This is a genomic window from Ruegeria lacuscaerulensis (assembly GCF_013031245.1).
GTDB lineage: Bacteria > Pseudomonadota > Alphaproteobacteria > Rhodobacterales > Rhodobacteraceae > Ruegeria > Ruegeria lacuscaerulensis_C.
Genome location: NZ_WPZL01000003.1, coordinates 16,898 through 41,170, shown reverse-complemented (window position 1 = coordinate 41,170; position 24,273 = coordinate 16,898). Strand labels below are relative to the sequence as shown.

Genomic DNA, 24,273 nt, shown 5'->3' with positions numbered 1-24,273 from the left:
TTACCCAAACCATGTGCTTTATCCCAAATTTGTGTTTAAATCCCGGTAGAAAGGAATTCGGATCATGAGCCGTCGCCTGCTGATCGTTGAAGATGACGAAGATACCCGGGACTTCATCGCCAAAGGGTTCGGCGAAGAGGGATATGCGGTTGAACTGGCAGCAGATGGCCGCGAAGGTTTGTATCACGCGACCGACGGTGGTTTTGACGCGGTTGTTCTGGATCGGATGCTGCCCGGGCTGGACGGACTGTCGCTGATCAAGTCGATGCGGGCTGCCGGCCTAAAAACGCCGGTTCTGATGCTGACTGCGATGAGCGCTGTTGACGAACGGGTTAAAGGGCTGCGCGCAGGTGCGGATGATTACCTGGTCAAACCTTTCTCATTCCAGGAATTGCATGCCCGTATCGAAGCTTTACTGAGACGCCCCCAGGAGGCCGAGGAAAGCCCCACACTCACCTGCAAAGATCTTGAGATGGATCTGCTGACTCGCAAGGTCACCCGCAACGGGCGCGAAATCACTCTCACCCCGCGTGAGTTTCAGATACTCGAGTTCTTTCTGCGACGGAAAAACCGCGTGGTGTCACGCACCATGCTGCTGGAAGGTGTTTGGGATTATCATTTCGACCCCAATACCAATGTGGTCGACGTCCATATCTCAAAGTTGCGGCGCCAGTTGGACGAAGGCGGCGAGCCTCCGTTGATTGAAACTGTCCGGGGCGCCGGTTACATGATATCTGATGGATAACCTGCGACTTTCCTTTAACAATTCCCGTACCCGCCTCGTACTGGCCAGCATGGTTCTCAGCACATTTCTAACCGCTGCGGTGCTGGCTCTGGTCTATGTGACAGCCAATCGCAGCATCGAGGGTGAGACCCGATCGGTCGTATCGGCCGAATTGACAGGGCTGGCGGATGAATACGAACGCCGAGGGTTGATCGGTCTGATGGCTGCCATCGAAAGGCGCCTTCCCACCGCATCCGACCGCGACGCGTTGTACCTGTTGACGGACCGGTTCGGAGCCAAGCTGGCTGGCAACCTCAAGCAATGGCCCGAGGGCGTTACCGCTGGTAGTGGATGGGTCGATCTGGAATTGCACCGGGCGGAAGACGATCAACTAGTCCCCATCTCTGCCGCCTCCGTTCGGCTGCCTGGCGGAGAACGCCTGTTGGTCGGGCGTGACGCGCTGGCGCGGCAGCAATTTGATCGGGTTTTGCTGCGGTCTGTTGGTATTGCGCTTGGGATCGCCCTGGCCCTCAGCATTCTGACCAGTTGGCTGTTTACCCGGCTGGTATTTTCGCGGCTGTCGGACATCGCAAGCACCGCAGAAAACATCGTGTCGGGTGACCTGTCCCGCAGAATGCCCATGCGCGGAACCGGCGATGAATTCGATCAGGTGGCCGGGACGCTCAACACCATGCTGGACAAAATCGAAGAGCTGGTCAGCAACTTGCGCACCACATCCAACTCGATCGCGCATGACTTGCGGTCCCCCCTGTCTCGGTTGAAACAGAGGGTCGAAGCACTGTCTGACCCGGCAAAAACGGAACAGGATCGCGAGATAGATGTCGCCCGGGCAACCGCAGAAATCGACCATGTATTGCGGGTTCTGGGTCAATTGACCGAAATCTCTCGCGCCGAGGCGGGCGTTGGCAGGGAACAGTTCGAGCCCGTGGATCTGCAACAACTGGTGGCCGACGTAGCCGAGCTTTACGATCCGGTAGCAGCCGATCAGGGCATCCGGCTTGAAGTCACCGGCACGGCGGCGCCTATTCTTGGACACCGCCCGCTGCTGTCTCAGGCATTGTCGAACCTGTTGGAGAACGCGATGCGATACGCGCCTGCAGACACGACGGTCACGATCAGCCTCAGCGAAGATGGTCCGAATACCTTTCTCAGCGTAAGGGATCGTGGCCCCGGCGCGCCGCAAAAGGACCTGTCGCGCCTGCAAATGCCATTTGTCACGCTCGACCCGGCCAGACGGGAGCGTAATGCCGGGCTGGGTTTGGCCTTGGTGGCTGCAATTTCCCATATGCACGGTGGAACGTTTCAGGCACGCAACTGCGATCCGGGACTGGAAGCAACAATAAAGCTCGCACGAAAACCTTAGGATGGTATCCCTTTAATTGCCATCGTCTTGTTTTTATAGCGTTTATCTGCGGTCACATCTGCGCCGAACCAATCAGGGGGCGTATAAGCTTGCGCTTCTGCTTCGGTTTCAAATTCCACTTCAACCAGACGCAATGGGGCCAATTCACCCAGAAACGCGTCCAACTCAAAGACCCGCCCATCGGGCAGTTGGCCGGTATAGCGTTCTTTTTCGACCCGACGCCCTTCTGTTTCCGGCCAGAAGGTATCGAACTGACCGGCGGAGATTTCGGTCTCCCGCTCGACTCGCACCATCGTTCCGCTTCCCTTGAGGGTCAGAAAAAACTTGTCGTTCTTCTGCCGCAAGCGCAGTTCGGTGGAATCGTCGGGAGCCGTCAGATACCCCTGCCGCACGATGGCCTTTTCCGTGTTGCTTATATCCGGCAGTTGCGCGACCAGAAACTTGCGTTCAATTTCGGTGCTCATTTGGTTGTAACCACTCCGTTTTCCAGTTCGTCATACAGCGCCTGATAGGCGGCACTGGCGGCACTTCGCCCGGCATAGATGCTGACCGGCGCGCGGTTCAGACCCATGCGCTCGATATCTGCTGCAAAAGGGATCGAGGTTTGCAGAAACCGCTTGCGATACAACCTTCGCATCGCCTCCATCGTTTCCAGATGCAACGTCTTGCGCCGTTGTACCATTGAAAAGAACGCCTTCAGCTTTTTCTTGGGCAGATTCCGCTCGTCGAAAAAACTGACAAGCTGATCAAAGGATCGTTGGGACAAAGTTGTCGGAATGACCGGAACAACGATCAGATCGGCCGCCTTGAAGACGTTCTCGGACAGGGTCGAAAAATTGGGCGGACAGTCCAGAACGATCACATCATAATCACTGCCCGCCGCGGCCAGTGCTTTTTTCAGCCTGGACCGTTTGTTCCGCATCCGTGAAAGGAACACGTCAAAATCGCGGAAGGTCAGGTTGGCAGGCAGCACGTCAAACCTTTCGAAGTCACTGGCACGGATGGATTTTGTAAACCGCTCCACGTCCTCGAAAAACCGCGCATCCGTCAGCTTTTTCGACGGCTTCACCCGTAGATAGAACCCCGACGCGCCTTGGGGGTCGAGGTCACAAAGCAGCACATTTTGCCCCGCCTGCGCATAGGCATAGGCCAGGTTCACCGAAGTCGCAGTTTTCCCCACACCACCTTTGTTGCTGTAGCAGGCAATGATCTTCAAACCTCAGTCCTCCTTGTTGCGGAACATGCTGCGGAACAGATGTTGGATATTCGGGCTGTCGAAATGCTGGAAATTGGCAATGACGCTGGCCCGTTCTGCCGCTTGACGCTGGCTGAGCACGGCGATGAGCCCGCCAACCGCCATCGCCAGTTGCGCGTTTGCCCGACCCTGCGTGTTACTCTGTGCGACGACAAAACTCAGCAGCGCCTCTTGTTGAACCGAGTAGTCGTTGAACAGGCCAAGATTATCCTGAAGCTTTTTCAGGGGCTTGATGAGTGTCTTGAAGTCTTTCCGGTCGAACAAAGGCGCAAAAAACTCCATCAAATATCTCAGTTTCTTACATTCAATGCGCAGCTCATGGAGGACCTCGTCCGGGGTGTCCGGCGTTATCCGCCGTGCCAGCTTGCAAACCTTGCGGTATCGCTTCCAGATCAGCACGCACGCATAGTCATACGCGCCACGTTCCGCATTAGGTCCGGGATCCAGATATTTGGCCTCTGCAAAGAGCAACGCCAGATTGCGCATCTGTTTATTGTAAACCGCGCTCTGAAACCGCCGGGACAGCTCGGCCAAAGCACTGGTTCGTTCTTTGCTAAACTGTGCAAACATAGCTTCTGCGCCGACGTGAAGATTGTCGGGTATGAGATTGAAGTACGTATCTTTTTCAAGAAGATATACGTCCAGATCCCGTACCCGTCCGGTTGGTTCCATCAACTCTGAAAACTCGCGCTTCAAAGCGATTGTCCGTTCGGGTGAAAACACACCTTTGAACAGGCTCAGGACTGAACGAATGCGGCGCAGAGATATGCGGTAATCGTGCAGAAATTCCGTGTCGATATCGGCGATAACTCCCGCTTCGTTCTGGCGCGCGACAGTCAGGAAAGTACGGATGATATCGGTCGCCACCTGAATCGAGGGCTCATTCGTGCCCAGGCTGACCTTGGGCTTGGCCACATACGGTGCGACTTTAGGCAACAGAACGTGAAACATCTGCTCGATTCTGGACGCCGCGCCTAGCATTTCGCTCAGCGCCGCGCAGACCGCTTCGAAAGCACGGTCATATCCACGCATTGGGTGAACGTTCAGGAGCGTAACCTGAATGTCCTTTGTGGATAGCAACAACACATCGCCACGAACCTGGGTTTTTTGCAGGTCATCCAGAACGGCAAAAGTTCCCGTTTTTCCCGTACCGCTGCCCAGGCTCATAAGTGCGCGGAGCTTGGGAAACCCGCGCAGAGCGGTACGAACAGGCCCATCAGGCAAATCCTGAACGAACCGGCCTTTGCCAATCCATGTTTGCGCCAAGGGGGCAACATCCTCTTGCAGCAAATGCAAGGCGCCTTCGGTTTCGATCAGCAGCCGCCCTGATGCTCTGAGAGACTGATCGTGACAGTCCAAAAGGTCAAATGACCGACTGGGGCTCAATACATCAAACGTGACCGTCAACCCTTTGATTAATTTCGCAAACCTGTCCTGTTCAAAGGTACCCGGAACAATAAATAGTCGGCTGTTTTTCGTCATCACGACCGGTCCCTGCGCGGCGTATCAAGATAGTCGGACACAAGGGTCTTGATAATCTTCTGCACGCTGGTCCCCTTTACGGTCGCTCGGATTTTTGAGTGCCTTTACTGCCTTGCCGTCCAATTTTAGTGATGAGTTTTTTGCCTCGCCGGATTTATCCTTGGGTTCCTTGTTTTCGGACGTCAGCGCCCTCATGGCAATATAACATCATGAAATCGCGGAATTGCCGAGCTGACAAGCCCCGGCTTTAAGATTACTCTGGGTAAGATCTGAAGGTATCGGGTTCGCGCCAACAGCCTGATGACAACTCCAAAACACATGGCTAAGGCTTGTGCATGTCCGATCCCGTCTCGTCCATCCGTAACCTCGGCCCAGCCTTTGAACAGGCGTGCGCGCGTGCCGGAATTCACTCGGCGCAACAACTGCGCGAGATGGGCGCGGATGCGGCCTATATCCGGTTGTTGCAGTCAGGCTCGCGGCCGCATTTTATCGGGTATTATGTTCTGGTCATGGGACTGCAGGGCCGTCCCTGGAATGACTGCAAGGGCGAGGAGAAAAAGGCTTTGCGTCAACGGTTTGACGCGATCAAAGCCGGTGTCAGCGCAGCGCCCGAAACTCAGATGATCTCGGATCTTGACGCAATTGGCGTCCGGGTGTCCGCTGACGATCTCAAATTCGTTTGACAAAAAAGCCGCACCCGAAACCGGATGCGGCCCTATCTGTTCCGACTAACGACGTATTAGCCGACCAGTTCGATGCCCGAGAAGAAGTAAGCAATCTCAACCGCAGCGGTTTCCGGAGCGTCCGAACCGTGGACCGAATTTTCGCCGACAGACTCAGCGAACTCGGCGCGGATGGTTCCGGGGGCTGCGTCTGCGGGATTGGTTGCACCCATGACTTCGCGGTTCTTGGCAATTGCGCCCTCGCCTTCCAGAACCTGAACGACGACCGGGGCCGACGACATGAATTCGCACAGTTCGTCATAGAACGGGCGCTCGGCGTGCACTTCGTAGAACTTGCCAGCCTGATCCTTGGTCATATGGATGCGCTTTTGCGCAACGATGCGCAGGCCGGCGTCTTCAAACTTGGCGTTGATCTTGCCAGTCAGGTTGCGGCGGGTTGCATCGGGTTTGATGATCGAGAATGTGCGTTCCAGTGCCATGTCGGCCTCTCCTTAATTGATAGCGCGAAGAACCCGCGCCGAAATCCATCGCGCGCCGCCTAACATGGTATTTGCTTCATGAAAAGTGGAATGATGAATTGCGGATCAGATCGTGTCCGGCAGGGGGTCGCGCCGGTCGATCCAGCGCACGTACAGGACCGCCAGAAGACCAGTGAAGCTGCTGGCGAACATCATGCCCAACACAAGAAACGGGGCGTTTTCCGCATTGACCAGCACCCCGGTTGCTGAAGTCAGAACCGCCCCCAACGCCACCGTCAAAGCGCCGGAAAGTCCTGCCGCGCTGCCGGAAAGCTGGGGCCGCACGGACATCAGGCCTGCGGTCGCATTAGCGACCGTCAGCCCGTTTCCGAACCCGACGAAAACGGCCGCACCGAAAAAGCTCCAGACCGTGCCAATGCCGACTACAAAGGTTAACAACCCGATCATCGGGCCGGCCGAAGCGATCACCCGCCCGGCCAGGATCATCGTGCTTAGCTGTGTCCGCGCCGCCAACCGGCCGGTGACAAAACTGCCTGCCATGAACCCCATGGTGATTATGCCGATCCCAAGACCCAGGGCTGCGGGATTAAGGTCAAACCAGGTTGCCGCAACCAGCGGCGCGCCAGTGATGAAGGCGTAGAAGCCACCTATCGAAAAGGCGGCACAGACCGAATAACCCCAGAACCGGCGCGATCCGAAAAGATGCGGATATTGCCTCATCTGCGCGGCGAAAGTGGCCGAGGGGTTGGTGTTCGTCTCGCCCAGATCGGCCCAGACCAAGGCCAGAGACCCTGCCCCCAAGACTACGTAAAGGATAAACCCTGCCCGCCAACCAAACAGCATTTCCAGCACGCCGCCCAGCATCGGCCCCAGCATCGGGGCCAGCGCCATTGCCATCGACACGTATCCCAACTTGCTGGCGGCTTCGTTCGGCGGGTACATGTCACGAATGGCGGCGCGCGAAAGAACCTGACCGGCAATCACTGCGCCCTGAAGCATTCGGAACCCAAGAAACACCCAGATCGACTCGGCCATCGCGCAGCCTGCCGATGCGATCACGAAAATCGCCATGCAGATCAGCATCACCGACCTGCGCCCGAACCTGTCCGACAGCGGCCCCATGATCAGTTGCAGCACGGCGGACAGTGCCAGATAACCGGCGATCGCCAGGTTCACCACCCCATAGTCAGCCTGCAAATCCTGCCCGATACGCGCAAGCGACGGCAGGAACATGTTCAGCGACAACACCGACAACGCGGTCAAAAAAACCAGCGTGGCCAGAGATGGCGGTGATTGTGCCGCGCGCATGAAGAAATCCGGTTTGAAATGCAAATCGAAGCAGAGCTATCACATGGTCCGCGCCATGCCCATGCTAAACACCTGGTACAGCGTCTGCTGGTGTCGGACTCTCAACCAATAATTCATGCGTAACGTCACAAGGTGAGCGCGAAAGAATGACGCGGTCGGAGAAAATGGATTTTAATTCCTGACTTTTTCTGTCAACTACCCATTGCGCGGACAGAACGTGTAAACAACAAAAGGTCACTCTGATGACACTGAAACTTGCGACTATCGCCTGCATCCTTGCCTCAACTGCCATAGCCGATCAGGAACCTGTGCCGATGAATTACGAACTTTTCGAAACGGCGGTTGCCCACACCGATTTGGAAACCTGCCCTCTGAGCCTGCCCCAATCGGGTGTGTTTTGCCGTGCCACTTTGCACCATGACGAAGTTCACGTCTTTGCATTCAGTAAAGAAGGCGACCAGGTTTTGGTTGGATTTGCCTCCTACCCCTTTGAAGACGTGGCCATTGAACTGAACTGACAGGCAGTCGGTCAATCAACCCATTGACAAGTGTCAGGCCGTGCCGCAGTGCTCGGCCTATGCTACGGATCGAGAATATCACATACGCCGTCGAAGGCCGCCCCCTGTTCGACGAGGCCAGCGCCACCATTCCTGATGGTCACAAGGTTGGCCTGGTTGGCCGGAACGGCACCGGCAAAACCACCCTGTTCCGCCTTATCCGGGGCGAATTGGCGTTGGAATCGGGAAATATCTCGCTGCCCAAACGGGCGCGGATTGGCGGCGTGGCGCAAGAGGTGCCCTCGTCCGATGTGTCTCTGATCAACACGGTTCTGGCTGCCGACACCGAACGCAGCGCGCTGATGGCCGAAGCAGACAGCGCCACCGACCCCGACCGCATTGCCGAGATTCAGACCCGTCTGACCGATATCGACGCATGGTCGGCCGAGGCGCGCGCGGCCTCGATCCTCAAAGGCTTGGGGTTCGATGACGAAGACCAGCTGAAGCCGTGCTCGGATTTCTCAGGCGGCTGGCGGATGCGCGTGGCTTTGGCAGCTGTTCTGTTTTCGCAGCCCGATCTGCTGCTCTTGGACGAACCGACCAACTACCTGGACCTCGAAGGCGCGCTGTGGCTGGAAAGCTATCTGGCGAAATATCCGCATACGGTGATCATCATCAGCCACGACCGGGGTTTGCTGAACCGCGCAGTTGGGTCGATCCTGCATCTGGAAGACCGCAAGCTGACCTACTACGCGGTGCCTTACGACAAATTCGCTGAACGCCGGGCCGAGCGACTTGCGCAGGCGGAATCTGAGAACGCCAAGGCCAAGGCCCGCATCGCCCATTTGCAGAGCTTCGTTGACAGGTTCCGCTATAAGGCGTCCAAGGCCGTTCAGGCCCAGTCGCGGCTAAAGATGATCGAGCGCATTCAATTGGTCTCAACCCCGCAAGAGGCCGCGTTACGCGCGTTCTCGTTCCCGGAACCGGAAGCGATGTCACCTCCGATCATCCAGATCGAAGGCGGTGTCACGGGCTATGGCGAAACCGAAGTGTTGCGCCGCCTGAATCTGCGTATCGATCAGGATGACCGCATCGCATTGTTGGGCAAGAACGGTCAGGGTAAATCGACGCTGTCCAAGCTGTTGTCTGACCGCCTGCCCCTGATGGCGGGTAAGATGACCCGCAGCAACAAACTGCGCATCGGCTATTTCGCGCAACATCAGGTGGATGAGTTGCATGTAGACGAGACTCCGCTGGACCACTTGCGCCGCCTGCGCCCGGATGAGGCGCCGGGTAAATGGCGTTCGCGCCTGGCTGGCTTCGGATTGAATGCGGATCAGGCGGAGACGCTGGTCGGTCGCCTGTCAGGTGGCCAGAAAGCACGCCTGTCGCTGCTGATCGCGACGATCGACGCCCCGCACATGCTGATCCTCGACGAGCCGACTAACCATCTGGACATCGAAAGCCGCGAAGCTCTGGTCGAGGCGCTGACCGCCTATTCCGGCGCGGTCATCCTGGTCAGCCATGACATGCATCTGTTGGGACTGGTCGCAGACCGGCTGTGGCTGGTCTCGGATGGTACAGTAAAGCCTTTCGACGGCGATCTTGAGGCCTATCGCACCCTGTTGTTGGCCCGTGACAAACCGGTCAAGGTAAAGCCGCAGACTGCCAAACCCAAACGCCCCTCGCGGGATACGGTGTTGGCTCTGCGCGCCGATTTGCGCAAATGCGAGGACCGGATCGAGAAGCTGACGGACATGCACGAGAAACTCTCGGCCAAGCTGGCGGACCCGACGTTGTATGAAGATGGCAAGACCAACGATCTGGAAGCATGGAACCGGAAATTCTCCGAGGTGGTCGAAGCGATGCAAAAGGCCGAAGTTTTATGGGTCGCCGCAGCTGAACGTCTGGAACGGGCGGAATCAGCGTGACCACACCCGTCAAGGACACCAACGCCATGATTGCCGGTATGCACCCCATTGTGCGGCCCGGTGAATTTGCTTTTGTCGTCTGGCCTGAAAACAAGCCCTGGCCAGAAGGAACGCGCGCAAGTTGTGCCGAGGCAGAGGGGTTGTCTCTCATCGTTCCAATCGGCAGCGCACCATCAAACGCAGTCGCCATGCGATGCATAACGCTGCAGGTTCACTCTTCGCCGGAAGGAGTGGGCCTGACCGCCGCAGCCGCTGGCGCTCTGGCGCAGGCGGGAATTCCTGCAAACATGGTCGCAGGTTATCACCACGACCACATCTATGTCCCATTAGATCAGTCCAAGGACGCTCTGAGCGTTCTGCAAGACCTGCAATGGAGCCGCAAGTCGTGATAGATACAGCATTTCTGATCACCGCCTTCACAACGCTTTTTGTGGTCCTTGACCCGCCCGCCCAAACTCCGATCTTTGTGGCACTGACCCAAGGCATGGACTGGCACACGCGCCGTTCAATCGCGATCCGGGCGTGCCTGACGGCGGGCGGCATATTGGCCTTGTTCGCCGCATTTGGCGAGGCACTTCTGGGGTTCGTCGGCATCTCGATGGAGGCATTCCGCGTCGCGGGTGGCGTTTTATTGTTTCTGACCGCGCTCGACATGCTGTTTGAACGCCGTACCAAACGTCGCGAGAACAGTGCCGAAGAAGAGGAGCACCCGGATCCATCGGTGTTTCCGCTGGGTATCCCTCTGATCGCAGGCCCGGGCTCGATTGCAACCATGATCCTGCTGGCGGGTCAGCAGCCTGGCTTTCAGGGGCTGGCCGTGGTCATCGGAGTCATGTTGGTCGTGTTGGCAATGGTCTTCGTGATGTACCTGACCTCCGGTGCGGTGGCACGCATTCTGGGCAAGACCGGGCTGAACGTGCTGACCCGGCTGCTGGGCATGCTGTTGGCCGCACTGTCGGTTCAGTTCATTTTGGACGGCCTCAAGGCCTTTGGCTTTGCGTCATAAATCCCCATATACCTTTAAGGTGAACTGTTTAGGGTAACGGTATGGACGGCGACAGCATTGGGCGTTTGATATATCTGGTCGTGCTTTGCGCGGCTGTGTTGTTTTGGTTCGTCTCACAGAACCGCCAGACACTGAACAAAACGCTGCAGCAGGCGCTGGCCTGGGTGTTCATCTTCGTAGGCGTTATCGCCGTTGTCGGCCTTTGGGAAGACATCCGCACCACGGTCGGACCTGCGCCGCAAATGACCGTCACCGGCGAAACAATTGAGGTGCCCCGCGCCTATGACGGGCACTATTACCTGCCGGTTGTCGTGAACGGAGAACCGATCACCTTTCTGGTCGACACGGGTGCCAGCCAGATTGTGTTGAGCGCTCAGGACGCGGAACGCATCGGCATTGACCCTGACCAACTGAACTATTTCGGCCGGGCGGCCACGGCGAACGGAGAGGTCCGGACCGCCCCTGTGCGTCTGGACAGTCTGGAGCTGGGGCCGATCACCGACACAAACGTATCTGCCTGGGTTAACGAGGGTGAGTTGTGGCAGTCGCTTCTGGGCATGGATTACCTGCACCGCTTTTCGAATATCCAGTTCACGGATGGCCGCCTGATCCTGGCGCGCTAAAGGGCCGGTGCCCGCATTTCCGAATTGAGAACAAAGTGAGAACATGCTAGTCTGACGGCATGTCTACTCATCTTCTTGGCCGCAAACCCGCGCGTGAGGCGCCGGGGCTGACCCTGCACCCACAGATCAGCCTGCAACTGGCCCGTGTACACGAGGCCTGTGGCCCTGCCCGGCGCAGCTTTGCCATGTGGCTGGTCAGTCAGGCGCAGGGGCCTGTGCTGTGGATTTCCCCCGCGTGGGAGCCTGGCCAGCTAAATCCCGACGGCATGATGCCTTTTGCCGATCCCGCCCGGTTCCTGTTCGTCCGTCCCACCCGCGCCGAGGATCTGCTGTGGTGCATGGAAGAGGCGCTGCGCAGTGGGGCCATCCCGCTGATCATCGGCGACCTGCCCGGCGCGCCGGGGCTGACTCCGGTGCGGCGGATGCATCTGGCCGCCGAACAGGGCGGCGCGATGGGGCGGGCTCCGCTGGGGCTGCTGCTGACGCCTGGCGACGGCGGCGCGCAGGGGATCGAGACGCGCTGGCACATGGCTGCGAACCATCAAGGAGAGACAAGGCGCTGGACCCTGACCCGCCGCCGCGCCCGCGCCCTGCCCCCGGTCAGTTGGCAGGCCACCCAGGCCAAACCGCGCGCCGGGTTGAACCTGAAACGGACTGAGGCCGAAGATGTCATGGCGTGACACCTCAAACCGTTCACGGAAGATGTGACTAGCCAAAACCACAACCGCGCCCTAGCGTTTCGGCATGAGCCACCCGATCCATGACAGTCGCTACTCCTGGATTCGCCTTCTGATCACGCTCGCCATTGCCACGGTGGCGAATGTCGGCATGTGGGCCGTAATCGTAGTAATGCCCGCCGTTGAAGCGCAGTTCAGCGCAGGGCGGGCAGAAGCCTCATTGCCCTACGTTCTGACCATGATTGGCTTTGCGTTAGGCAACATGTGGCTGGGGCAGATGGTGGATCGGCTCGGCGTGACCAAAGCGTTGATCGGGGCCGCCGCGCTGAGCGCGCTCAGCTATCTGCTGGCGGCGCTGGCCCCCAACATCATGCTTTTGTCGGTGGCGCATCTGTTGCTCGGGCTGGGTACAGCGATCGGGTTTGGCCCGCTGATTGCAGACATTTCACACTGGTTCATGCGGCGGCGCGGAATCGCGGTGGCGCTGGTGGCCAGCGGGAACTACCTGTCCGGAGCCATCTGGCCCACCTTGCTATCCGGAATTCTGGCCCGCGACGGCTGGCAGCAGGTCTACCTGTTTCTGGCAGTCATAACCCTGGCCGTCGTTATCCCGCTGTCCCTGCTGCTGCGTCGTCAGGTCCCGGCCGAGGCGCACAGCACCGCCGCCGCCAATGCCCGGATCAATGCGCGCAGCGTCGGGATACCGCCCCGAGCGCTACAGTATATTCTGGGGCTGGCCGGGATCGGTTGCTGTGTGGCCATGTCCATGCCGCAGGTCCATATCGTGTCCTACTGCGTCGGCCTGGGCTATGGTCCCGCCGTCGGAGCCGAGATGTTGTCACTGATGCTATTGGGCGGCGTCGTCAGCCGTGTGATCTCGGGTCTGGTGGCCGACAAGCTGGGAGGGATAATGACCTTGCTGATTGGTTCGGTCCTGCAATGCATCGCGTTGTTCCTGTTCCTGCCTTATGACGGCATGGTATCGCTGTACGTTATCAGCCTGTTGTTCGGGCTGGCGCAGGGCGGCATCGTACCCAGCTATGCCCTGGTCGTGCGTGAATACATGCCCCCGCAAGAAGCGGGTGCCCGCGTGGGTTTCGTCATGATGATGACCGTCATGGGCATGGCCCTGGGTGGGTGGATGTCCGGGTGGATCTACGACGTCACCGGAAACTACCAACTGGCCTTCATCAACGGCATCCTCTGGAACGGGCTGAACATCGCCATCCTGTTGATGCTATTGAAACGATCACGGCCAAGGGGACAGGAGGCGCTCGCATGACCAGCATGACCCGCCGCACCCTTTTGGCCGGACTGGCCACCCTGTCCCTGACACGCTCCGCAGACGCTGCACTAACCCCTTACCGACTGGAGCCGAAAGGCACCTCGGTCGTCTTTACCTTTGATCTGTCAGGACTTGCTCAATCCGGAACCATGCCGATCCAGTCGGCCGATATCCGGATCGACCTCGCCAATCTGGCCAACAGCCGGGTGAAGGTCGAGCTGAACGTTGCCAAAGCCCGCACCAAATTGCCCCTTGCGCGTCAGCCAATGCTCAGCAGAGAGGTTCTGGACGCGGCCACCTATCCCACCATTCTGTTTGTTTCGACAAAGGTTCAACTTGGGGATGGCGGGCGGATCTCACGCGGGGCCAGGATCACAGGTGATTTGACTGTCCGCGGGGTCACGCGCCCGATTACCCTGCGGGCGGATCTGTATCGCAAGCCCGGCAGCGCCGCCGACAGTCTGGACGACCTGTCCATTCGACTGACCGGCGCTCTGAACCGCCACGATTTCGGCGCATCAGGTTATGCTGATCTGGTACGGGACACTGTCGGCCTGGACATCCGGGCAGAAATCAAACGGGTCGGATAGGCGAAAAACGACACCACAAAGTCGATAAAACGTGTGCAATACCAGAGAATTGCGGCAAGCTTGGCCCATCATGCGCACGATCATTTCTTTTGCCGCCCTTTTTCTTTCCGTTATTCTGCTTCAGCTCTCAACGGGTGGCGTTGGCCCGCTGGACGCAATCTCGGGCCTGACGCTGAACTTCTCGACCGAGCAGATCGGTCTGCTGGGTTCGGCGCATTTCCTCGGTTTTTTTGTCGGCTGTTGGTGGGCGCCGCGCCTGATGGGCAACGTCGGCCATTCGCGCGCGTTTGCGGTGTGTACCGCATTGGGCGCGATGGGATTGATCGGGCATACCCTGACGGACAACCCCTATATCTGGGCTGCACTGCGAATTGCATCGGGAACCTGTGTCGCGGGCAGCTATACGGTGATCGAAGCGTGGCTGAACGTCAAGGTTACAAACGAAACACGTGGGCGCGCCATGGGCACCTATCGCATTGTCGATATGGGCGCGTCATTGGGGGCTCAGTTGATCATCGCCGTTCTGCCCCCTGCGTCTTATATTTCATATAACCTGCTGGCCATTCTGTGTTGCGCCGCTCTGTTGCCACTGACACTGACCAGGGCCAGCCAGCCGGAAACGCCCAACGCCCCTCGCCTGCGTCCCAAACTGGCCTGGCGCAGTTCACCTCTGGCCGTGGCTGGTGTGATAGTCGCCGCGCTGAGTTCTGCATCTTTCCGAATGGTCGGTCCCGTGTACGGGCAAGAGGTTGGACTGGGCGTGGACCAGATCGCCTTTTTCCTGGCGTCCTTCGTCCTGGGCGGGGCGATGGCGCAATACCCTATGGGATGGCTGGCCGACAAATATGACCGGCGATGGGTGCTGATCTGGTTGTCCGTTGCCGCAGTGCTGAGTTGCGGGGTAACCATGGCCGCAAGCGGCACGGGAACCCTTGGGGTCATGCTGGCGGCGTGGCTTTTCGGCTTCACGACTTTCCCGATTTTTTCGGTCTCATCGGCGCACGCCAATGACTTTGCCACAACGGAACAGAGGGTCGAGCTATCTGCGGCACTGATGTTTTGGTATGCCCTCGGTGCGATCGCCTCGCCGTACGTGTCGTCGACGCTGATCCAGCAGTTCGGCCCCGGGGCGCTGTTCGCCTTTGTCGCGCTTGGCCATGCATTCCTGATCGGGTTTGGACTGGCCCGGATGCGGTCGCGCCCTACGCCCGAGGAACGGACCAATTATGTCTATGCGCCGCGCACCTCGTTCACCATTGGCCGGTTGCTGAAGCGGTCGCGCGAAGGGCGATAGAAAAAGGGCCGGGAAAAACCCGGCCCTTTCTGATTAATGTTCCGTCCGCGGTTTTTCCTCAACCACCTCGACTTCTTCAACGGGTTCTACCGTCGGCTCCAGAGCGCCATTTACAACACCGCCGACACCATTTTCCATGGACAAGCCCAGTTCCTCGCCCAATTTCTTGAGCGCGGGCATTTGCACCGCCATACCCATGATCGAGTCCAGAGCCTGGTTGACCACCGGCTTGTCGCCATTGGCGGCACCGCCACCGTTCGCACCACCTATACCACCAACCTGATGGATCTTGATCGAGTCGATCTTTTCGGCCGGCTTGACCATTTCCGAGACGATCGACGGCATTGTCTCGATCCGGGCCAGATCGACCTTCATGCGAATCTGGTCCACCGACAGGGCATTATCTGCTTCGACAATCGCGCGCTTACCTTCGGCTTCGGCCAGCATGTCGTTCTTCTTGGCCTCAGCGCGGATGTTGAGCGCGTCCGCCTCGGCCTGCGCCTCTTCGCGGCGCGCCTCGGCACGGTCGGCTGCAGCCTCCTTTTCAGCCTGCGCGGCCAGACGAATCGCGGTGGCCTGACGTTCAGCTTCACGAGTCGCTTCGATCAGAACGATCTGCTTCTGGCGCTCGGCCTCTGCCACCTGACGGGCAGTCGCCACGGCTTCGGTCGCCTTGGTCGCCTCGGCACGGGCCAGGTCAGCAGATGCACGCGCGCGGCTTTCCTCTTCGGATTTCTGCGCGATAATGATCTGACGCTCCTGCTCGGCCACTTCCAGTTCACGCTCTTTCGAGATTTCGGCCTCGCGGATCTTACGCTCACGCTCAATGTCAGCAGCACGAATGGCTTCCTCACGGGCGATCCGAGCGCGCTCGGTTTCTCGCACCGAGTCCTCGGTCCGCGCGGCAATTTCGGCCTCTTGCGCCACACGCAGGGTTTCGACCTGTTGCGTCTGTTCAATACGCGCCTGTTCTTCGTCCTTTTCGATCAAAAGCTTCTGACGCTGAGCTTCCATCGCGGCCCGGCGCACTTCGACCTCGGCCTCGGCATCAATCTGCGCGCGTTCTTTCTTCGAGGTCGCAATGACCTCGGCCAGTTTGCGCATACCCACGGCGTTAAAGGCGTTGTTCTCGTCCAGCGCCTCAAACGGGGTCTGGTCCAGCGCGGTCAGCGAGACAGATTCCAGCGACAGACCGTTCTTCAGCAGGTCCTCGGACACAGCGTTCTGCACCTCCTGCACAAAGTCAGCGCGGTTTTCGTGCAAGCCGTCCATGGTCATCTGAGCGGCCACGGCACGCAGACCGTCGATCAGCTTACCTTCGATCATCTCGCGCAGCTGCTCGACATCGAAAGTGCGACCGCCAAGGGTTTGCGCCGCGCGCGAAATACCTTCTTCGGTAGCCATGACCGAGACGTAGAATTCGACGCCCACATCGACACGCATCCGGTCCTTGGTGATCAATGCAGCCTCTCCGCTGCGCTGCACCTCAAGGCGCAGGGTTTTCATGTTGACGGGGCTCACCTCATGCAGCAACGGCACGATGATGACACCACCATCCATGATAACCTTTTTACCGCCCGCACCTGTTTTCACCAGGCTAACTTCTCTTGTCGCACGACGGTAGAGACGTCCAAGCACAAGGCCGATAAACAAAACTACCGCCAGTATAGTCGCAACTGTAATGGCCAGGAATGTAAGTTCCATGCAAAATCCTCCAGATTGGGGTTAGAAATTTGATTAGTCTGACAAGCCGACCAGAACGAACCGGTCGCGCCGTCGGTCGCGCAGCACCAGCACTTCGGTGCCTTGTTCCAGCGCGTCCTTGTCCTGCAGCGGTTCCGCGCGCAGGTAGTGCGAGTTGCCGTAGCGGTCTGTCACGCGAACCTCGGCCGGACGCCCGCGCGTTGCGGTGCCCTGAGTGACCACACCACGACGGCGGGCCAGCATCCGTTCAGACATCGCCTCGCTTTCGGTTTTCGGCAGCAGGCGGGCGAATACAGCACCAAAGCCACGTGCAAACCAAAGTCCAAAGGCACCTGCAGGGATTGCGGCCATCCAGCTTGGCAGATCAAATCCTAGCAGATCGCGCAACGCCAGTTGCAGGCCCATACCGCTAAGGCCGAACCCGGCCAACAGCACCGCCAACCAGATCATGAAGGGCACCTTGCCGATCCCAAGCCAAGCCAACGGACCCGCCGGGTACGCGCCGGGCGCATCCGCCTCAACCTCGGCCAGTTCGAATTCGCCCAGATCAACGTCCGCGTCGATATCAAGGTCGAAATCACCAACGTCCAGATCGGGGGCATCGGCAATGTCCAGATCAACTTCGCCCTCGCCCACCATCAGACTGCCACCCAATGCCAGCGCGATCAGTTCCAGCGCCAAAAGGCCGAACAGAAGCGCGAGTGCCATTGTGAAGGGCGCAAATGCGCCCTCGAGCAGAAAGTTGAACATAAATTAGGTGCCCCTGTTTTTGGTATACGTTGGTATACATTTAAGATGGGGAGTCATGACAGAATTTCAAGAGGTTGTGATTCCGGTTTTCAACCCACGGGTATTGTGTCTGATGACGGGGATACAATCTCCAATCGCCCACAAAGTGCTTTTTCTGCGCGATAGTTGCTTTAAATGGCATCCTCGCCAAACCCGGGCTTTTGCTGGCCGGTTACTTAAGGTAGACGGGCGCGCAGTTAGACACGCGGATACGTAAAATGGCTCGGATACTCATTACCTCGGCGATCCCCTACATTAACGGGATCAAACACCTCGGCAACCTGATCGGCTCGCAATTGCCTGCCGACCTGTACGCACGCTACCAGCGTGGCCGGGGGAACGAGGTCATGTTCCTGTGCGCCACGGATGAACACGGAACTCCGGCCGAGCTGGCAGCGGCCAAAGCAGGCAAACCGGTATCCGAGTATTGCGCTGAAATGTACGAAGTGCAGGCCAATATCGCTAATCGCTTTGGCCTCAGCTTCGATCATTTCGGCCGCTCGTCAAGCGATCAGAACAAAAAGCTGACCCAGCATTTCGCGGGCAAATTGGATGACGCCGGTCTGATCCGTGAAGTCACCGAAAAGCAGGTCTATTCTAATGCCGATGGCCGCTTTCTGCCCGACCGCTATATCGAGGGCACCTGCCCCAATTGCGGATATGAGCGTGCGCGTGGCGACCAGTGCGAGAACTGCACAAAACAACTGGACCCGACCGACCTGATCGAGCCGCGCTCGGCCATTTCCGGTTCGACCGATCTGGAAGTGCGCGAAACCAAGCACCTGTATCTGCGTCAGTCGGCCATGAAAGATCAACTGGACGCGTGGATCGACAGCAAATCCGACTGGCCGATCCTGACGACGTCCATCGCCAAAAAGTGGCTGCATGACGGCGACGGACTGCAGGACCGTGGTATCACGCGTGATCTGGACTGGGGTGTGCCGGTCAAGAAAGGTGATCAGGACTGGCCCGGAATGGAGGGCAAAGTCTTCTATGTCTGGTTCGACGCACCCATCGAATACATCGCCTGCGCCAAGGAATGGGCGGACGCCAATGGCAAGGCTGATGCTGAATGGGAACGCTGGTGGCGCACCGACAAAGGTGCGGATGACGTGCGCTATGTGCAGTTTATGGGCAAGGATAACGTGCCGTTCCACACCCTGTCCTTCCCGGCGACCATACTGGGCTCGGGCGAGCCATGGAAGTTGGTCGACCACCTGAAATCCTTCAACTACCTGAACTATGACGGCGGCCAGTTCTCGACGTCACAAGGCCGGGGCGTGTTCATGGATCAGGCGCTGGAGATCCTGCCCGCCGACTACTGGCGCTGGTGGCTATTGAGCCATGCGCCGGAAAGCAGCGACAGCGAGTTCACATGGGAGAACTTTCAGCAGTCGGTGAACAAGGATTTGGCCGACGTGCTGGGTAACTTCGTCAGCCGCATCACCAAGTTCTGCCGTTCGAAATTCGGTGAGGCCGTGCCTGAGGGCGGTGCTTATGGCAAGCGCGAAAATGCCCTTATCGAAGAACTCACCCGTCGCGTCCGCGCCTATGAGGGGCATATGGAAGCGATGGAGGTTCGCAAATCTGCGCAGGAATTGCGCGCAATCTGGGTTGCGGGCAATGAATACCTGCAGGCCGCCGCGCCGTGGTCGATGTTTAAAGAAGACCCGGATCAGGCCGCAGCTCAAGTGCGTCTGGGGCTGAATTTGATCAGGCTTTATGCGGTGCTCAGCGCGCCGTTCATCCCGGAAACCTCAGCCCGGATGCTGAGCGCGATGAACACGCTGGACACCAGCTGGCCCGACGATGTCGCGGCCGGGCTGAGCGCCCTGCCCGCCGGGCATGCGTTTACGGTGCCGGACGTGTTGTTCGCCAAGGTCACGGACGAACAGCGCGAAGACTGGCAGACCCGCTTCGCAGGCACGCGCGATTGAGGCGGGGAGCAATCAACGAAAACGGGGGCAACGCGCCCCCTTTTTTATTCGCGCATTCGATTTGGATACGCAGTGCCAGTCTGTATGCCATTTTCTGAATAACAACGATAAACCTGCGGCTTGTCAGAATAATTTCCGCGCGTGACATCGCCCACAGCGCGTCAACAAGGTTGAGAAATAAGTTCAAACCCGCCATCCTGAAGCAAAGTTCCAACGACTCGGCCCGTAATCAGCGGCTCGGGTCGTCTAAAATTTTACTTCAACGAGGCAATAGCCATGTCCCTTGTATCGACGTTTTCCGATTTCCGTCAAAACGGCCCTGTCGCCAGATTTCTATGGCTTTCGGCCGCTTTGGTCTGCTTGGGACTGGCGCATGCCGCTTCTGCCCAGGATCAAAGCGAGGCGCCGCCTCCTAAAGTATCCATCGCGGCGGCTTATACGCAGGAAATTACTGAAGAAGCCGCGTTCATCGGACGGGCCGAAGCGCTGGACAAGGCCGATATCGTGGCACGTGTCAGCGGCTTTCTTGACAGTCAGAATGTCGAAGACGGCGCGCTGGTGAACGAAGGCGATCTTCTTTTCACGATCGAGCCCGACCTGTACCAGGCCACTCTGGAAGCGCGCAACGCTGACCTGGACCGGGCCGAGGCCAATCTGGAACTGGCCAAGGTTGATCTGGCTCGAAAGGAAGAGCTTTACAAACGCGATGCCACGCCGGAATCCGAACGCGACATTGCGCGCGCCAACGAACTGGTGGCAGAGGCCGAAGTCAAAGCCGCCAATGCCGCGATCCAGCAGGCGGAACTGGACCTGAGTTATACTCAGATCCACGCGCCGTTTTCCGGCCGTATCGGGAGGGTTGCGATCAGTGTTGGCGATGTTGTCGGACCGAACAACCCGCCTTTGGTCAACATCGTCAGCGAGGCGCCGATCTACGTCAATTTCTCGTTGAACGAGAAGCAGTTTACCTCGGTTCTGGAATCAGTGGGTGAGAACGCGTCCACGCTGGCCGAAAGCGACCAAAGCCCGGTCGTCCGCGTGACATTGCCCAATGGCTCGGAACTGGATGAAACCGGCAAGATCGTCTTTGTCGACAACCGGATTGATCCCTTGACCGGCGCCATCACGCTGCGCGCGGAATTCGACAACGCTGACCGGCTGATCATCGACGGCGCTTTCCTAAGCGTGCATATCGAAGCACTGGAACCCACATTGGAAGTCCTGATCCCTCAGGCCGCGCTGCAACGCGATCAACGGGGTGAATTTGTGCTGGTCGTCAACGACAAGCAGATGGTCGAACAGCGCTATATCACTACCGGAGACACAGTTGAGTCGGCCATCATCGTCAAAGAAGGCCTGCGCGAAGGGGAAAGCGTGATCGTCGAGGGCCTGCAAAGGGTCCGGCCCGGTGTCGCGGTCGACGCGGTCGTGGCGTCTGAGCAGCCGGGGGAATAACGGATGTTCTCAGCCCTGTTCATCAGCCGGCCCAAGCTGGCGCTTGTTATTTCGCTTGTCCTGACAATCATGGGTGGCATCGGCTATCTGGTTCTGCCGGTCGCCCAGTTCCCGGATATTACGCCACCGGTGGTCAGTGTTACCACGACATACACGGGGGCAAACGCCGAAACCGTTGAAAATACTGTCGCCGCACCCATTGAGGCACAGGTGAACGGCGTGGATGACATGATCTACATGACGTCCACCTCGTCGGATAACGGCTCGTATTCGCTGAACGTCACGTTCGAAGTGGGCACGGATCCCGATATCGCTTCGGTGAACGTGCAGAACCGCGTGGCGCAGGCCATGTCGTCCCTGCCGTCCGAGGTAACGTCCTCGGGTGTGGTCACGCAGAAAGCGTCCACAAACATGCTGCTGCTGGTGACACTGACCTCGCCCAATGGAACTTATGACAGTGTGTTCCTGTCCAACTATGCATCGATCAACCTGAAAGACGCGCTGGCGCGGGTTCAGGGTGTTGGTAAAGCGGACGTTCTGACCAATCTGGAATACGCCATGCGGATCTGGATGGACCCGGATCAGATGGCGGCTCTGTCCATCACTCCGGGCGATGTGATCAACGCCATTCGGGAACAGAATATCGAGGTTTCAGCCGGTTCCATCGGGTCGCCCCCTGTACCCGAAGGGCAGACCTTTCAGTACACCATCAAGACCAAGGGTCGCCTGACATCGACTGCAGAGTTCGGCAACATTGTTATCCGGACTGGTGAGGCGGGCTCGATTGTTCGGGTTAAAGATATCGCGCGTGTGGAACTGGGTGCTCAATTCTATTCGGCATCAGGTTATTTCCAGGCCGTCCCGGCGACCGTCATCGGCATCTATCAGGCGCCCGGAGCCAACGCTCTGGCCGTATCGGAACGTGTTCAGGCCGAGCTGGAGCGCCTATCGCGGTCCTTCCCGACCGATGTTGAATATCAGGTGCCGTTCAATACCACCGACTTTGTCGAACAATCTCTGAATGACGTGGTCACGACCCTGATCATGACCTTCACGCTGGTGATCACCGTTGTATTCATCTTTTTGGGCAGTTGGCGCGCAACGATCATTCCCGCCGTTGCGATCCCGGTGTCCCTGATTGGCACGTTCGCCTTCCTTCTGCTGTTCGGGATGTCGCTAAACACGATTTCGTTGTTCGCCTTGGTGCTGGCCATCGGGATCGTGGTGGACGACGCCATCGTCGTAGTCGAAAACGTCGAGCGGATCATCGCGGATGAGGGGTTGCCCCCCGCCGAGGCGACCCGAAAGGCGATGGGGCAGATCACAGGCCCGGTTATTGCCACTACTCTGGTTCTGCTGGCTGTGTTCGTGCCGGTCACGTTCATGCCCGGTATCTCGGGAAGGCTCTATTCGCAGTTTGCGGTTACAATCTCGACCGCTGTGGTGATCTCTTCGATTAACGCGCTGACCCTTTCGCCTGCCTTGTGCGGTCTGGTGCTGCGGGAACGCTCCGGCCCGCCTAAGGGTCTGCTGGCCGTGTTCGAGAAATTCATCGGAACGGTGCGCGGCGGCTATGTTGCTATCGTGCGCAAGATGCTGATCCTTCCCGTGGTTGCGGTAGGTGTCATTGTTGCCCTCGCTATGGGGACAGGAACAATCATGTCGAACACGTCCAGCGGTTTTCTTCCGCTTGAGGACAACGGCTATTTGTTCGTGGATATCCAGCTGCCGGACGCTGCAACTCTGGAGAGGACCGAGGCAGTGTCCAGGCGTGTAGACGACCAGATCCGCGAGATTCCAGGGGTTGCCAGCACCGTTCTGGTCAACGGGTTTTCGATACTCAACGGCACGACCACCAACGGCGCGGCGATCTTTGTGAACCTGGAAAACTGGGACGAACGGAAGGATGAAGACCTGAGCGCAGACGCCATTCTGGGCAAGGTTCTGGCTATCGCCAACGGTGAATCCGCCGCATCGATCCTGGCCTTTAACCCACCACCAATTCAGGGTCTGGGCATGTCTGCCGGGGTTGAGATGGAGGTACAGCAGACCGGTGGCGGCTCACCGCAGGATCTGGCCTCAGCCGTGGGATCGTTTGTGTATTCTGCGAACCAGCGCCCTGAAATCGCGCAGGCCTATACGACTTTCCGCGCAAATGTCCCCCAGCTGTTTGTCGATCTGGACAGGGAAAAAGCGAAGACGCTGCAAGTGTCCGTGGCAGAGATCTTCCAGACCATGCAGGCGCAGCTGGGTTCATACTACGTCAACGACTTCAACCTGTTTGGACGAGTCTATCGCGTGATGATCCAGGCCGACGGGAGTTATCGTGACAATGTCGAGGACATCTCGAACCTGTATGTACGGTCCACCGAAGGCGAGATGGTACCTCTGGGCACGCTGATCGACGTTGAAAACGTGCTGGGTCCGGTTCTGCTCAAACGTCATAACCTGTTCCGCTCAGCAACCGTGACAGCGGTACCAGCGCCGGGATTGTCCAGCGGCGACGCGATCAATGTCATGACCGAGGAGTCTGCAACCGCCCTGCCCCCGGGATATGCCTTCGAATGGACCGGCACCGCGCAGCAACAGCTAGCATCGGGCAGTTTGGTTATTGTCATTCTGGGGTTGGCAATCTTGTTTGGTTACCTGTTCCTTGTCGGGCAATACGAGAGTTGGACGATGCCGGTATCGATCCTGCTATCGGTGATCGTCGCCTTGTTCGGCGCGGTTGCGGCGGTGGCGATCGTAGGCAGTGACATCAACCTGTATACGCAGATCGGGATGATCATGCTTGTGGGTCTGGCGTCGAAGAACGGCATTCTCATCGTTGAATTTGCAATGGAGCAGCGCGCCAACGGTTTGTCGATCAAGGACGCCGCCGCCGAGGCCGCGTTCCAGCGTTTCCGCGCGGTGATGATGACGGCCCTGTCGTTCCTGCTGGGTGTTGTCCCGCTTCTGGCGGCCAGCGGCGCTGGCGCTGCCAGCCAGAAAGCCATCGGTGTTGCTGTGTTTGGCGGAATGCTGGCGGCGACGCTGATCGGTGTCATACTTGTGCCCGTTCTCTACGCCGTGATGCAGGGGCTGAGGGAATGGATCAAGGGCACAAAGAACGATCCCGGACCTTCGGAAGAAGCGGCCTGAGCCAAAGACAAAGCCCCGCCAGAAACGGC

Annotated in this window: 22 protein-coding genes; 15 read left to right on the top strand and 7 right to left on the bottom strand. The window is 58.4% G+C overall.

Features of this window, described 5'->3' with window-relative positions; genetic code table 11:
- Positions 1–64 precede the first annotated feature (64 nt).
- Both GOX66_RS04900 and GOX66_RS04895 read left to right on the top strand, forming a co-directional pair.
- Positions 65–745, top strand: a complete 681-nt coding sequence (locus GOX66_RS04900; RefSeq protein ID WP_170760183.1) for a response regulator transcription factor — start codon at positions 65–67, stop codon at positions 743–745.
- Positions 738–2,108, top strand: a complete 1,371-nt coding sequence (locus tag GOX66_RS04895; protein ID WP_170760181.1) for a sensor histidine kinase — start codon at positions 738–740, stop codon at positions 2,106–2,108. The genes GOX66_RS04900 and GOX66_RS04895 overlap by 8 nt, the downstream gene beginning before the upstream one ends.
- On the opposite strand, the gene GOX66_RS04890 is transcribed toward GOX66_RS04895, so the two are convergent.
- The 3 genes from GOX66_RS04890 to GOX66_RS04880 are packed head-to-tail and all read right to left on the bottom strand — an operon-like array spanning position 2,105 to position 4,845.
- Positions 2,105–2,572 (bottom strand): CYTH domain-containing protein, encoded by a 468-nt coding sequence (locus GOX66_RS04890; RefSeq protein WP_170760179.1) that lies wholly within the window; start codon positions 2,570–2,572, stop codon positions 2,105–2,107. The genes GOX66_RS04895 and GOX66_RS04890 overlap by 4 nt on opposite strands.
- Entirely contained in the window at positions 2,569–3,324 is a 756-nt protein-coding gene (locus GOX66_RS04885) for a ParA family protein (protein ID WP_170760177.1), read from the bottom strand. The genes GOX66_RS04890 and GOX66_RS04885 overlap by 4 nt, the downstream gene beginning before the upstream one ends.
- Before the next feature lie 3 nt (positions 3,325–3,327).
- Positions 3,328–4,845, bottom strand: a complete 1,518-nt coding sequence (locus tag GOX66_RS04880; protein WP_170760175.1) for a CHAD domain-containing protein — start codon at positions 4,843–4,845, stop codon at positions 3,328–3,330.
- 335 nt (positions 4,846–5,180) lie between these two features.
- Between GOX66_RS04880 and GOX66_RS04875 the strand changes: the two genes are divergently transcribed.
- Positions 5,181–5,528, top strand: coding sequence for a TfoX/Sxy family protein (locus GOX66_RS04875; protein ID WP_170760173.1), 348 nt, complete (start codon positions 5,181–5,183; stop codon positions 5,526–5,528).
- A 56-nt stretch (positions 5,529–5,584) separates the two neighbouring features.
- On the opposite strand, the gene ndk is transcribed toward GOX66_RS04875, so the two are convergent.
- Positions 5,585–6,007: a nucleoside-diphosphate kinase gene (gene ndk / locus GOX66_RS04870; protein ID WP_170760171.1), complete on the bottom strand. Its 423-nt coding sequence runs from the start codon at positions 6,005–6,007 to the stop codon at positions 5,585–5,587.
- A gap of 105 nt (positions 6,008–6,112) precedes the next feature.
- Positions 6,113–7,315, bottom strand: a complete 1,203-nt coding sequence (locus GOX66_RS04865) for a multidrug effflux MFS transporter (RefSeq protein WP_170760169.1) — start codon at positions 7,313–7,315, stop codon at positions 6,113–6,115.
- 242 nt (positions 7,316–7,557) lie between these two features.
- Between GOX66_RS04865 and GOX66_RS04860 the strand changes: the two genes are divergently transcribed.
- From GOX66_RS04860 to GOX66_RS04820, 9 genes are all read left to right on the top strand, one after another.
- Entirely contained in the window at positions 7,558–7,833 is a 276-nt protein-coding gene (locus tag GOX66_RS04860) for a hypothetical protein (protein WP_170760167.1), read from the top strand.
- Positions 7,834–7,892: 59 nt separating this feature from the next.
- A complete protein-coding gene (locus GOX66_RS04855) occupies positions 7,893–9,743 on the top strand; it encodes an ABC-F family ATP-binding cassette domain-containing protein (protein WP_170760165.1) in 1,851 nt (616 codons plus the stop codon).
- Positions 9,740–10,132: an ACT domain-containing protein gene (locus GOX66_RS26135; RefSeq protein WP_170760163.1), complete on the top strand. Its 393-nt coding sequence runs from the start codon at positions 9,740–9,742 to the stop codon at positions 10,130–10,132. Before GOX66_RS04855 ends, GOX66_RS26135 begins: the two co-directional genes overlap by 4 nt.
- Positions 10,129–10,749 carry a MarC family protein gene (locus GOX66_RS04845; RefSeq protein ID WP_170760161.1) on the top strand — a complete coding sequence of 207 codons (621 nt, stop codon included), beginning with the start codon at positions 10,129–10,131 and terminating at the stop codon, positions 10,747–10,749. Before GOX66_RS26135 ends, GOX66_RS04845 begins: the two co-directional genes overlap by 4 nt.
- A 41-nt stretch (positions 10,750–10,790) precedes the next feature.
- A complete protein-coding gene (locus tag GOX66_RS04840) occupies positions 10,791–11,372 on the top strand; it encodes a retropepsin-like aspartic protease family protein (RefSeq protein WP_170760159.1) in 582 nt (193 codons plus the stop codon).
- A 59-nt stretch (positions 11,373–11,431) separates the two neighbouring features.
- Positions 11,432–12,052, top strand: coding sequence for an ImuA family protein (locus tag GOX66_RS04835; protein WP_170760157.1), 621 nt, complete (start codon positions 11,432–11,434; stop codon positions 12,050–12,052).
- Between the two features lie 64 nt (positions 12,053–12,116).
- Positions 12,117–13,331 (top strand): MFS transporter, encoded by a 1,215-nt coding sequence (locus GOX66_RS04830; protein ID WP_170760155.1) that lies wholly within the window; start codon positions 12,117–12,119, stop codon positions 13,329–13,331.
- Complete coding sequence (locus GOX66_RS04825; RefSeq protein ID WP_170760153.1) at positions 13,328–13,924, top strand: YceI family protein; 597 nt, start codon at positions 13,328–13,330, stop codon at positions 13,922–13,924. Before GOX66_RS04830 ends, GOX66_RS04825 begins: the two co-directional genes overlap by 4 nt.
- 70 nt (positions 13,925–13,994) lie before the next feature.
- The gene (locus tag GOX66_RS04820; protein WP_170760151.1) at positions 13,995–15,218 is read left to right on the top strand and encodes an MFS transporter; all 1,224 of its coding nucleotides are present in this window, start codon (positions 13,995–13,997) and stop codon (positions 15,216–15,218) included.
- A 33-nt stretch (positions 15,219–15,251) separates the two neighbouring features.
- Here GOX66_RS04820 and GOX66_RS04815 read toward each other — a convergent pair whose 3' ends face one another.
- Positions 15,252–16,922, bottom strand: coding sequence for a flotillin family protein (locus tag GOX66_RS04815; RefSeq protein ID WP_170760149.1), 1,671 nt, complete (start codon positions 16,920–16,922; stop codon positions 15,252–15,254).
- Between the two features lie 33 nt (positions 16,923–16,955).
- The gene (locus GOX66_RS04810) at positions 16,956–17,672 is read right to left on the bottom strand and encodes an OB-fold-containig protein (protein WP_170760147.1); all 717 of its coding nucleotides are present in this window, start codon (positions 17,670–17,672) and stop codon (positions 16,956–16,958) included.
- 257 nt (positions 17,673–17,929) lie between these two features.
- Here GOX66_RS04810 and metG point away from each other — a divergent pair, with 257 nt between their 5' ends.
- The 3 genes from metG (at position 17,930) to GOX66_RS04795 (ending at position 24,244) form a co-directional block, all read left to right on the top strand.
- Positions 17,930–19,648 carry a methionine--tRNA ligase gene (gene metG, locus GOX66_RS04805; RefSeq protein ID WP_170760145.1) on the top strand — a complete coding sequence of 573 codons (1,719 nt, stop codon included), beginning with the start codon at positions 17,930–17,932 and terminating at the stop codon, positions 19,646–19,648.
- A 276-nt stretch (positions 19,649–19,924) separates the two neighbouring features.
- Positions 19,925–21,103 carry an efflux RND transporter periplasmic adaptor subunit gene (locus tag GOX66_RS04800; RefSeq protein ID WP_170760143.1) on the top strand — a complete coding sequence of 393 codons (1,179 nt, stop codon included), beginning with the start codon at positions 19,925–19,927 and terminating at the stop codon, positions 21,101–21,103.
- Between the two features lie 3 nt (positions 21,104–21,106).
- Positions 21,107–24,244: an efflux RND transporter permease subunit gene (locus GOX66_RS04795; protein WP_170760141.1), complete on the top strand. Its 3,138-nt coding sequence runs from the start codon at positions 21,107–21,109 to the stop codon at positions 24,242–24,244.
- Positions 24,245–24,273: the final 29 nt, after the last annotated feature.

Excerpts from the sequence above, each read along its gene's own strand:
- GOX66_RS04840 (WP_170760159.1), top strand. The coding sequence starts at position 10,791 with ATGGACGGCGACAGCATTGGGCGTTTGATATATCTGGTCGTGCTTTGC.
- GOX66_RS04880 (WP_170760175.1), bottom strand. The coding sequence starts at position 4,845 with ATGACGAAAAACAGCCGACTATTTATTGTTCCGGGTACCTTTGAACAG.
- GOX66_RS04825 (WP_170760153.1), top strand. The coding sequence starts at position 13,328 with ATGACCAGCATGACCCGCCGCACCCTTTTGGCCGGACTGGCCACCCTG.
- GOX66_RS04860 (WP_170760167.1), top strand. The coding sequence starts at position 7,558 with ATGACACTGAAACTTGCGACTATCGCCTGCATCCTTGCCTCAACTGCC.
- GOX66_RS04895 (WP_170760181.1), top strand. The coding sequence starts at position 738 with ATGGATAACCTGCGACTTTCCTTTAACAATTCCCGTACCCGCCTCGTA.
- GOX66_RS04810 (WP_170760147.1), bottom strand. The coding sequence starts at position 17,672 with ATGTTCAACTTTCTGCTCGAGGGCGCATTTGCGCCCTTCACAATGGCA.
- GOX66_RS04835 (WP_170760157.1), top strand. The coding sequence starts at position 11,432 with ATGTCTACTCATCTTCTTGGCCGCAAACCCGCGCGTGAGGCGCCGGGG.
- GOX66_RS04865 (WP_170760169.1), bottom strand. The coding sequence starts at position 7,315 with ATGCGCGCGGCACAATCACCGCCATCTCTGGCCACGCTGGTTTTTTTG.
- GOX66_RS04800 (WP_170760143.1), top strand. The coding sequence starts at position 19,925 with ATGTCCCTTGTATCGACGTTTTCCGATTTCCGTCAAAACGGCCCTGTC.
- GOX66_RS04830 (WP_170760155.1), top strand. The coding sequence starts at position 12,117 with ATGAGCCACCCGATCCATGACAGTCGCTACTCCTGGATTCGCCTTCTG.
- metG (WP_170760145.1), top strand. The coding sequence starts at position 17,930 with ATGGCTCGGATACTCATTACCTCGGCGATCCCCTACATTAACGGGATC.
- GOX66_RS04815 (WP_170760149.1), bottom strand. The coding sequence starts at position 16,922 with ATGGAACTTACATTCCTGGCCATTACAGTTGCGACTATACTGGCGGTA.
- GOX66_RS04890 (WP_170760179.1), bottom strand. The coding sequence starts at position 2,572 with ATGAGCACCGAAATTGAACGCAAGTTTCTGGTCGCGCAACTGCCGGAT.
- GOX66_RS04900 (WP_170760183.1), top strand. The coding sequence starts at position 65 with ATGAGCCGTCGCCTGCTGATCGTTGAAGATGACGAAGATACCCGGGAC.
- GOX66_RS04820 (WP_170760151.1), top strand. The coding sequence starts at position 13,995 with ATGCGCACGATCATTTCTTTTGCCGCCCTTTTTCTTTCCGTTATTCTG.
- GOX66_RS04855 (WP_170760165.1), top strand. The coding sequence starts at position 7,893 with ATGCTACGGATCGAGAATATCACATACGCCGTCGAAGGCCGCCCCCTG.
- GOX66_RS04795 (WP_170760141.1), top strand. The coding sequence starts at position 21,107 with ATGTTCTCAGCCCTGTTCATCAGCCGGCCCAAGCTGGCGCTTGTTATT.
- GOX66_RS04875 (WP_170760173.1), top strand. The coding sequence starts at position 5,181 with ATGTCCGATCCCGTCTCGTCCATCCGTAACCTCGGCCCAGCCTTTGAA.
- ndk (WP_170760171.1), bottom strand. The coding sequence starts at position 6,007 with ATGGCACTGGAACGCACATTCTCGATCATCAAACCCGATGCAACCCGC.